Origin of the sequence: Methylobacterium sp. E-016, from assembly GCF_022829745.1 — a bacterium.
Lineage (GTDB): Bacteria > Pseudomonadota > Alphaproteobacteria > Rhizobiales > Beijerinckiaceae > Methylobacterium.
The window spans coordinates 1-7476 of sequence record NZ_JAKSYF010000169.1 but is presented as its reverse complement, the minus strand read 5'-3'; the positions used below and the strand labels follow the sequence as shown (position 1 = coordinate 7476).

The following is a 7476-nucleotide window of genomic DNA, read 5'->3' as shown; positions in this document are numbered from 1 at the left end:
CCGAATGGGCGCGCAAGCCCGTCTCCGCCGGCGAGCGCTAGCGCCTTCTCGAGCGCGCCGCATGCCGGCTCGCGTGGACGCGTCCCGCCCGGCGGAGCCTGACACCCTCCCGCAAAGGAAAAGCGGCGGGCGGGATTCTCGACTTCAAAGGCAGGATCAACATATACGAGCAACTAAACCACTTTGTATCTTTCGCGCCTCGTCGGCCACTCATCTGCCGTCAGTTCTGGGCCGGGAATGCAGAGCACGCCGTTCGTGACGATGCCGAGGCCATCGGCGATCCATGCCGGCCAGTCCTCGACGAGGATGTCATGCCCGCCGCCTGGGGGGGCGATCGGTGAGGACCGCTGGGGGAGCGGCGGCACCTGCCGTTCTTCAGGTCATGTGGCGCGACGGTCCTTTCGCCGGCTTGTCAATCCTTAATGTTGGTTAGTTCCAGAGTCCAACGTATGACAGAAGTTTCAATATTTTTCATTCAATACGTTATTTTCGTTCACATGACTGCAAGGCCTGAAGGCAATCATGCCAATCTACCGCTTAGAATGCATCTTACGCTTCGATGATGGGCGGTCTGGGCGAGCAGTAGACGGCCGTAACATTCAGGCAGACTCTCCTGTAGAAGCGATCGCGCTCGCCAAACTTTACAAATGCAACCACCCTGCCATGACACTAATGGTAGCGTCGCTTTATAACACAGGCCAAGACATAATTTGGTCATTTAGATCGGATTTTTCTTCAAAGGCAGGATCAACATATACGAGCAACTAAACCACTTTGTATCTTTCGCGCCGCGTCGTCCACTCATCTGCCGTCAGTTCCGGGCCGGTAATGCAGAGCACGCCGTTCGTGACGATGCCGAGGCCATCGGCGATCCATGCCTGCCAGTCCTCGACGAGGATGTCAGGCCCGACGCCTGGGGGGGCGATCGGTGAGGACCGCTGTGGGAGCGCCGGCACCTGCCTGTCTTCAGTTCATGCGGCCGGCGGCGCGCTCCTCGGCGACGTAGCCGATGTACCAATCGAGTTGGTCCGCGAGCTGATGATCTTCGAGGCTGGGAGACGCACGGAACGCCTCTGCGGCGGCATTCACAGAGGGGTAGCCGAAGCAGACCGTGGCGAACCCTTCGTTGATCTGCTCGTCCAGCTCTGCCTCGGACATACGATCGAAGCGGTTGGCGCTCTGCTGCTTCTCGATCTTGCGCAGGCGGAGGTCGATCACGCGGGGGGGCATTGCTGCATTCCTTCTTCGAGGCGGGCCAGGCGCTGATGCAGGTCCGTGACCTCGATGGCGCGGACGTGGGCGTCCACGGCCTTGCCGATGTCGGCGGCTTCAGACGGGGTGAGTTCTCCGGCTGCGATGGCCTGCAGGAGGGCGTTGGTCGCCTTCGGCAGGTCGGCCGTGGTCTCGATCGCCGACAAGTCGAAGATGACGTGTCGGTCCTTCCGCACGGGCGCGAGGCGGTCCAGGCAGAGGCGCAGCGCCACCGTGTCGCCCTCGCAGGCGAGTTCGATGGCTTTGCGGGTCAGGGCCTCCGCCTCGCCCTCTAGCAGGGCCTCCATCGCCAGCGTCGTGCGGTGACGTGCGCCCTTGGGGCGTCCGGCCGGATTGCCGCTCTAGCCTTGTTCGAAGGGTTTGCCGTTGCCTCGCATCGTCAACACTCAGGAGATTGGCTGGCTCAAACTACAGCCCGGTTACAGCCAGGTCGGAACGTTCTCACCTAAATATAACACCAGCCACGAGTTTTCGCGATAAGTCTGGCATTGTACTGAGGAGGCCAACAGGGGAGTGTGCGTTTATGTCAATTGACCAGCGCCAACGCTCGTCCACATAGCTGTGGTGGCCACCTCGGCCACCCTTCCGAGATGGCAGCAGACCTGGAGGGGGCTCCATAGGTCTGTGAAAGGCGGCGGGGCTGCTGCTCTCCCCCGACGATAGCCTCGCCGCCGGAGCTTCGACGCCGCATTGCCAAGTGCTTGGCCTTGAGGGCTTCGAATGGCTGAGCTGGCCAGCCGGCGCGCACGACACCCGTTGAAGGAAACTGTGCCCTACGGTTCACCGCGGCGATGATGGCAATGGTGCGCTTCGCTGGAGGCTGTCTAGATCGTCCGTACCTCACCGGAGCGCGGACCATGAGCAGCGGACACATCTACACCTTTGCCGAGATCGACGGCACCCGACTCGCTGCAACCGCAGACCGGGATGGAGCGAACCTGCCAGGCGGTCCGAGCGGCTGGCGTCGGCTCGCCAAGATGGACACTGATGCAATGGACACGACATCGGGGATTGTTGGGCTTGGGAATGCGGCCGAGATCCTGACCGATATCCGCGAGCGAGGCCTGTTCCTGACGGCGGCGAAGGATGCCGATTGGGTGACGCCAGCGTTCGGCGAGGCTAATTGACGGTGGGGTTTGGATCGCGGCCGTCATCGTAGGAACCGGTGCCGACGGCGGATCTAGGAACGGGACCTTGAGGCCTGCGGCGAGATTATGAGGGGCTGCGGCAGCGGCCTGCTAGCGAACCTCTCGGGCGTTGTTGCGGACTTCGATGGTGACGGCGGCCGTCATGGCAGCTTGGCGTGCGGCCTGGATGCTAGCGAAGGCGGCTTGCTCTCGGGGCATCATGGCTGTCCGCGCGCTCCGCGACTGCGCGGACCTTGGCGAAAGTTTCCAGGCCGATGGTCATGCGACGCTTCCAGGCGTTGCTTCAATCTCAGCAATCTCAAGCGCGTGCAGCACCGCGCCGGCGACCACGTCGGCACCAGCGCGACCCTCGACGGAATTCGGGAACATGGAGAGATCCTCGATGCCGATCGGGCCGGGTGCGATCACGCTGACGTACAGCGAAGGGGCGGTGCCCGGGCCGGCCTCAGTGCGCAGCACCACATCAAGGCCGGCGGCGGTGCCGTAGATCCAGACCGTATGCAGGGTCTCACGCTTGGCATGGGGGAGGCTAACGACGCTACGCATGTCCGTGCTCCTCTTCATGTCGGTTTGCTAGGCTAGGCGGCGTCCTTGCCCGCTCTAGGCCCCTTGCAGCGAAAGGCAGTGTGGACGACCGTGCGTCCATGCGCTCGACGATGCCTTCGATTGTGCTCGCCCTAATGATCGTGCTGGCGCTCACCCGCGCCGGTGGAGCCGCAGAAGAGATGGATACCGACGCAGCCGCCCGCGAGGCTCTGTTCAACAAGGCCGAAGCCGTGGAGGTCTCGCAGCACCTTCACGCCGATCCGCGCACCGCCCGGGTCATCGCGTCCTGCCCCGCCGATGTGTTCGAACGAGAGCGTCCGATCTGGCGTGGACTTGCAGCTCCGCAGCGGCCCTCGGAACGAACCTGCGCCCTCCACCCGGCCGACTGCTACGGCTTGTGCGTTCGCTGGGCGAACGGGCCAGCCTGCTTCGACCTCGCCCAAGCCTACGAGCATCACTCGCTCGATGTCCCCGATGGGTTCGACGGCCAGCGCTTCCACGCGCTCGGCTGCGCAATGGGCTACTCCGCCGGCTGTACGAACCGCGCCGCAGGCATCCGTAACGGGCGCTACCACGACGATGCCTTCCGCGGCGCTCCGGTTGCGGGCAAGCAGTCCTGTGAGTACCGCAGCTTCCTCCTCGACTGCGATCGGCGCGGAGCATGGGGGTGCGCGATGTTGGGACAGTCCTACCGCACCGGCGAGGGGGTGGCGGCGCAGCCGCAGCGGGCGCGGGCAGCGTTCGAAATGTCGTGCGAGATCAACCCGAAGTTCACCGCCTGTGATTTCGCGAAGCAGCAGCTCAACATCATGGACCGCCCACCCCCGGCAGAGGACGCAGGGTCTAACTGATCGGAGAGCGCACGTGACGGGTCGAGTTCTGGATGATGCGGGCCTCCCGCCGCTGCTCGCGACGGTGATGAGGCCGTGGGTGATGGCCATCGAAACCGGCACGCTGGGGATGCGTGAGGTGGTGGCCTCTGCAGCGGCGAGCACAGCGGCAAGCCTGAAGCGGCGCGTCGTCGTACCGCCCTGGCTAGATATCGCAATCGCTGAAGCGGTGGTCGCATCCGTCACTTTCGCAGAAGCCCTCGATAAGCGGGACGCGAGGACGGCCGAACCTCGTGCGGCGGCTCTCGTGGCGCTGGCGGTGGTGATTGAGAACCTGCGGACGGCCAAACCTAGCGATGACACGCGGGCGATCGGGCTCGGATGGTAGGTGCGTGCAGTCGTGCTCGAACCGGCCCTGGACCCACCCCAAACCCGGCGCGTTGCTCCTGCACACTCGGAGCCTGCGATGACTGTCACCCCGAACGCGTCCAACGAAAATCTGACGCTGGCTGATGACGACGGCGGCAATCCGCGCCTCAACGACGGTGAACCGTCCGACGCGCCCCTCGATGGACAATCCAGCGAGGGCTTGGCTGACGGTATAACGAACGAGCCGCTGCCCGTACCTAGCGAGAGCGCCGATGTCGGCTTGGCCCAGAAAGGCACCGACGAGGACGCGATCGTTCGCCGCGAAACCCAGATCTGAAAGGCCGCCCCCATGTCCGATGACCCCATCGACACGCAGGCCCAGCGGATGCCGAACGGCACGCCGAAGCCCGAGGGCGGCGCGATCACTCCGGTGGATACGACCACCGGTAAGATCAAAGAACACGGCGGCCCGATGGACCGACCGGGTACGGAGGCTGAGGACGAGGCTGGGAAGCGAAGCGAGTAGCTGACCACTGGCTTGCTCCATGCGTCGCTGGAGTCTGCGACTGACGTGAGACCTTCGGATGACAGGCGACATTGTTCCAAGAACCCGCGGCTGGCAGGCTGCCGTGGTGGCATCGGACCCGCCCGTGATCACCGTCACCGGGGAGATTGAGCTTGGGAACGTGGATGAGGTGCCGCGCCTTGGCTTGTCCGAACCTCAGGGTCCGGATGCTTCTGTCTTGACGCTGGACGTAGAGATCGTGACCGGCGGCGCGAGCGAACTGGCGATGCATTGGGCACCCATTGAGTTTCGCCATCTGTTGCCGGAGCCGACGCCATCGAGGGTTCGGGTCATGTGGATGGGCATCGAGGTGGCTCTCCTCGACATCACCGTATGAGGCGCCATCGTCACGGCCGCCATCCCGGTAGCCCGTCCCATGCCAAATCTAGCGTCCGGACCCATAACGGTGGCGCGGACGGCGTAGGTGTGATTCACGGCTTCCACGGGAGGGGCCGATGGATCAGTTCTGGCTGACGGACGAGCAGTTTGCGCGGATCGCACCGCACCTGCCCACAGACACCCGGGGCAAGGAGCGCGTGGACGACCGGCGCGTGATCAGCGGGATCATCCACGTGTTGAAGTCCGGCGGGCGCTGGACGGATGCGCCGCGGGACGTCTACGGGCCGAAGAAGACGCGTCTCACAACCGCTTCGTGCGCTGGGCGGCAAAGGGGGTCTGGGTCGGGCTGTTCGAGACCCTGGCCCAGGCTGGCGGGCCGCCCTCGCAGGTGCTGATCGACTCCACCGCCGTGAAGGCTCACCGCTGCGCCGCCGGGGGTAAAGGGGGGGAGCAAAGCCAGGCCATCGGCCGCTCGCGCGGCGGGCGCACGACCAAGATCCACGCCCTGACCGACCGCGCCTGCCGCCCGCTCGCCTTCCTGCTGACCGGTGGGCAGATCGCCGACTGCAAGGCCGGCGCGCTGCTGCTCGAACGCCTACCTATTTGCCGCATCGTGCTGGCCGACAAGGGCTACGACAGCGATGCCATCCGCCGGCAGATCGAGGCGACCGGAGCCGCGCCCAACATCCCGCCCAAGGTCAACCGACGCTGGAAGCCGTGCTTCTCGCCCGTGCTTTATCGAGGACGCAACGCCATCGAGCGGATGTTCGGTCGCCTGAAAGATTTCCGCCGCATCGCTACGCGCTACGACCGCTCGGCGGTCAACTACCTCGCCGCCGTCTGCCTCGCCGCGACCGTCAGCTACTGGTTATGAGTCCGGACGCTAGAACTACCTCGCGCACGTCCGCTTTGCTCGGATCATCGTCGCACACGCGTATGAGCAGGTAATCGAGAGCTTCGGTCCCGCCTGCTTTGGCAGCGTCCCGGCCTTGAGATCGCATCGCGGCAAGGAAGGCGATGCCAGCCGTTGCGGTGGGTTCGTGGCGTTCGGTGGCAGTGAGCAGAGCGAGCAACAACGCCTCAACGGCGGCGAAGGAGTTGGTGGACCGTACGGCGAGGGTGCGGCGCTTCATGCCTTGTCCTCGTTCAGGCGTTCGAAGAGTGCGGCCAATTCCTCGTCAGCAACATCCCAGGTCGCATCGCTCGGAAACGCATAGGAGACCGACGCGCTGTCCGACCGGCGAATGATGCACCAAGCCGCGAAGCCGGGCCGCGGCGGCACCTCCCATCCTGCGATTTCGGCAGGCGTCTCCCTGCGTTGGCGATACTCCCGACTCGGATTGACCTTGAACCAATGATGGTCGAGGTCGGTCGCTGGCATTAACGGCTCCTCTGTGTTCACTGTGAAGGGCAGCGTAGCTCGCCAGAACGTGCCGGCAATCGGTAGCGGCGAGGCGCGGCGAGCGCTGAGCATCACTGGGTCGGGCTACACCTGTAGGAGGTAGAACCAAAGGGTTGCGCTGGCCCTCGCTACAGATATGTTCCGCATCCGTTCCTGCTTGGAGCAGACGCGATGGCTGATGTGCCGAAAGGTAATCCGAGGGTCGGTCGCGGCAACTTCTTTGCGGTCGATTGGCGTTGTGTCGAGGATGCAACCCGGCAGGGTGAGGGTGTGAACCCCGCCTTGGCTTACCTTACCCTCGCCCGTCATACCTCCCGCAACCATCAGTCAACCACGGCCTCCGCGACAGCGATCTGCGGCAAGCTCGGTCTGTCGCGTGGTCGCGCGGAGAACGCACTCAGGACCTTGCAGAATGTTGGCCTGATTTCGGTACCTCAGCGGGGGACGTTCCGCCGGCTGACACCTTGGGCTGGCTTGAAGGCCGAGCGAGAGAAGCTGACAGATCGCCAGCGCGAAATCGTCCGTCGGGTGTTGAGTCGACGCAACCCAATCGTCTCATCCGCCGATCCCGATTACCAAGTGGCTTACGGGTTGAAGCAACGCGGGATCTTGCAGCTCGCAGATGGCAAACCAGGCAAGTCCCGGTTTCAAATCACCGCCCCCGATCTCGTCTGGCTACCAAACACGCTAGTCGATGGGTTCACGAACGGGGATGGGCCACTGGCACGGCTGCGGCAAGCACAGAACCCCGAGGCCATCCGGCTACTCATAGACTGCTACCGGCACGCCAATCTCGCCGAGGACAGTGGCCTGCCGTGGGGTCTCCTACGACGGAAGTATCGCCGGGCTGTAGCCGACCACCATGGTGTCAATCGGCGTTGAAAAGGGACCCGGGATCGGCGTCCAAAAAGGACCCACTGGCGGCATGGTTTCCATTGATCGGTGACGCAGCGGGCGACGCCGCGAAGCCGTCAGGGTGAGCGCAGCGGCGTCGCCCGCGTCTCC

General features: G+C 64.3%; 13 protein-coding genes and 1 pseudogene. 8 read left to right on the top strand and 6 right to left on the bottom strand.

Annotated elements, in window-relative coordinates:
• Positions 1–764 precede the first annotated feature (764 nt).
• The 3 genes and pseudogenes from MKK68_RS25210 to MKK68_RS25200 form a co-directional block, all read right to left on the bottom strand.
• Positions 765–956 carry a hypothetical protein gene (locus tag MKK68_RS25210; protein WP_244033296.1) on the bottom strand — a complete coding sequence of 64 codons (192 nt, stop codon included), beginning with the start codon at positions 954–956 and terminating at the stop codon, positions 765–767.
• A 10-nt stretch (positions 957–966) separates the two neighbouring features.
• Positions 967–1218, bottom strand: a complete 252-nt coding sequence (locus MKK68_RS25205; RefSeq protein WP_244033295.1) for a hypothetical protein — start codon at positions 1216–1218, stop codon at positions 967–969.
• Positions 1215–1601, bottom strand: a pseudogene (locus MKK68_RS25200) (hypothetical protein); the annotation flags it as partial. The pseudogene MKK68_RS25200 and the gene MKK68_RS25205, both read right to left, overlap by 4 nt.
• 528 nt (positions 1602–2129) lie before the next feature.
• On the opposite strand from MKK68_RS25200, the gene MKK68_RS25195 reads away from it, so the two are divergent.
• Positions 2130–2399 (top strand): hypothetical protein, encoded by a 270-nt coding sequence (locus MKK68_RS25195; RefSeq protein WP_244033294.1) that lies wholly within the window; start codon positions 2130–2132, stop codon positions 2397–2399.
• A 279-nt stretch (positions 2400–2678) separates the two neighbouring features.
• Here the strand turns inward: MKK68_RS25195 and MKK68_RS25190 are convergent, their stop codons facing one another.
• On the bottom strand, positions 2679–2966 hold the full coding sequence (locus MKK68_RS25190; protein WP_244033293.1) for a hypothetical protein: 288 nt from the start codon (positions 2964–2966) through the stop codon (positions 2679–2681).
• Positions 2967–3064: 98 nt separating this feature from the next.
• On the opposite strand from MKK68_RS25190, the gene MKK68_RS25185 reads away from it, so the two are divergent.
• The 6 genes from MKK68_RS25185 (at position 3065) to MKK68_RS25160 (ending at position 5943) form a co-directional block, all read left to right on the top strand.
• Positions 3065–3817 carry a hypothetical protein gene (locus MKK68_RS25185; RefSeq protein ID WP_244033292.1) on the top strand — a complete coding sequence of 251 codons (753 nt, stop codon included), beginning with the start codon at positions 3065–3067 and terminating at the stop codon, positions 3815–3817.
• Between the two features lie 82 nt (positions 3818–3899).
• Positions 3900–4184, top strand: a complete 285-nt coding sequence (locus MKK68_RS25180; RefSeq protein WP_244033291.1) for a hypothetical protein — start codon at positions 3900–3902, stop codon at positions 4182–4184.
• Between the two features lie 78 nt (positions 4185–4262).
• On the top strand, positions 4263–4502 hold the full coding sequence (locus tag MKK68_RS25175; RefSeq protein ID WP_244033290.1) for a hypothetical protein: 240 nt from the start codon (positions 4263–4265) through the stop codon (positions 4500–4502).
• A gap of 12 nt (positions 4503–4514) precedes the next feature.
• Positions 4515–4691 carry a hypothetical protein gene (locus MKK68_RS25170; protein WP_244033289.1) on the top strand — a complete coding sequence of 59 codons (177 nt, stop codon included), beginning with the start codon at positions 4515–4517 and terminating at the stop codon, positions 4689–4691.
• Positions 4692–4749: 58 nt separating this feature from the next.
• On the top strand, positions 4750–5067 hold the full coding sequence (locus MKK68_RS25165) for a hypothetical protein (protein ID WP_244033288.1): 318 nt from the start codon (positions 4750–4752) through the stop codon (positions 5065–5067).
• 118 nt (positions 5068–5185) lie between these two features.
• A protein-coding gene (locus tag MKK68_RS25160) for an IS5 family transposase (protein ID WP_244033287.1) occupies positions 5186–5943 on the top strand; the annotation gives its coding sequence in 2 pieces (ribosomal slippage) (positions 5186–5365 and positions 5368–5943; 756 coding nt in all).
• Here MKK68_RS25160 and MKK68_RS25155 read toward each other — a convergent pair.
• Positions 5927–6202 carry a hypothetical protein gene (locus MKK68_RS25155; RefSeq protein ID WP_244033286.1) on the bottom strand — a complete coding sequence of 92 codons (276 nt, stop codon included), beginning with the start codon at positions 6200–6202 and terminating at the stop codon, positions 5927–5929. The genes MKK68_RS25160 and MKK68_RS25155 overlap by 17 nt on opposite strands.
• Entirely contained in the window at positions 6199–6450 is a 252-nt protein-coding gene (locus MKK68_RS25150; protein WP_244033285.1) for a hypothetical protein, read from the bottom strand. Before MKK68_RS25150 ends, MKK68_RS25155 begins: the two co-directional genes overlap by 4 nt.
• A gap of 192 nt (positions 6451–6642) precedes the next feature.
• Here MKK68_RS25150 and MKK68_RS25145 point away from each other — a divergent pair, with 192 nt between their 5' ends.
• Positions 6643–7353, top strand: coding sequence for a hypothetical protein (locus MKK68_RS25145; protein ID WP_244033284.1), 711 nt, complete (start codon positions 6643–6645; stop codon positions 7351–7353).
• The last annotated feature ends 123 nt before the right edge of the window (positions 7354–7476 follow it).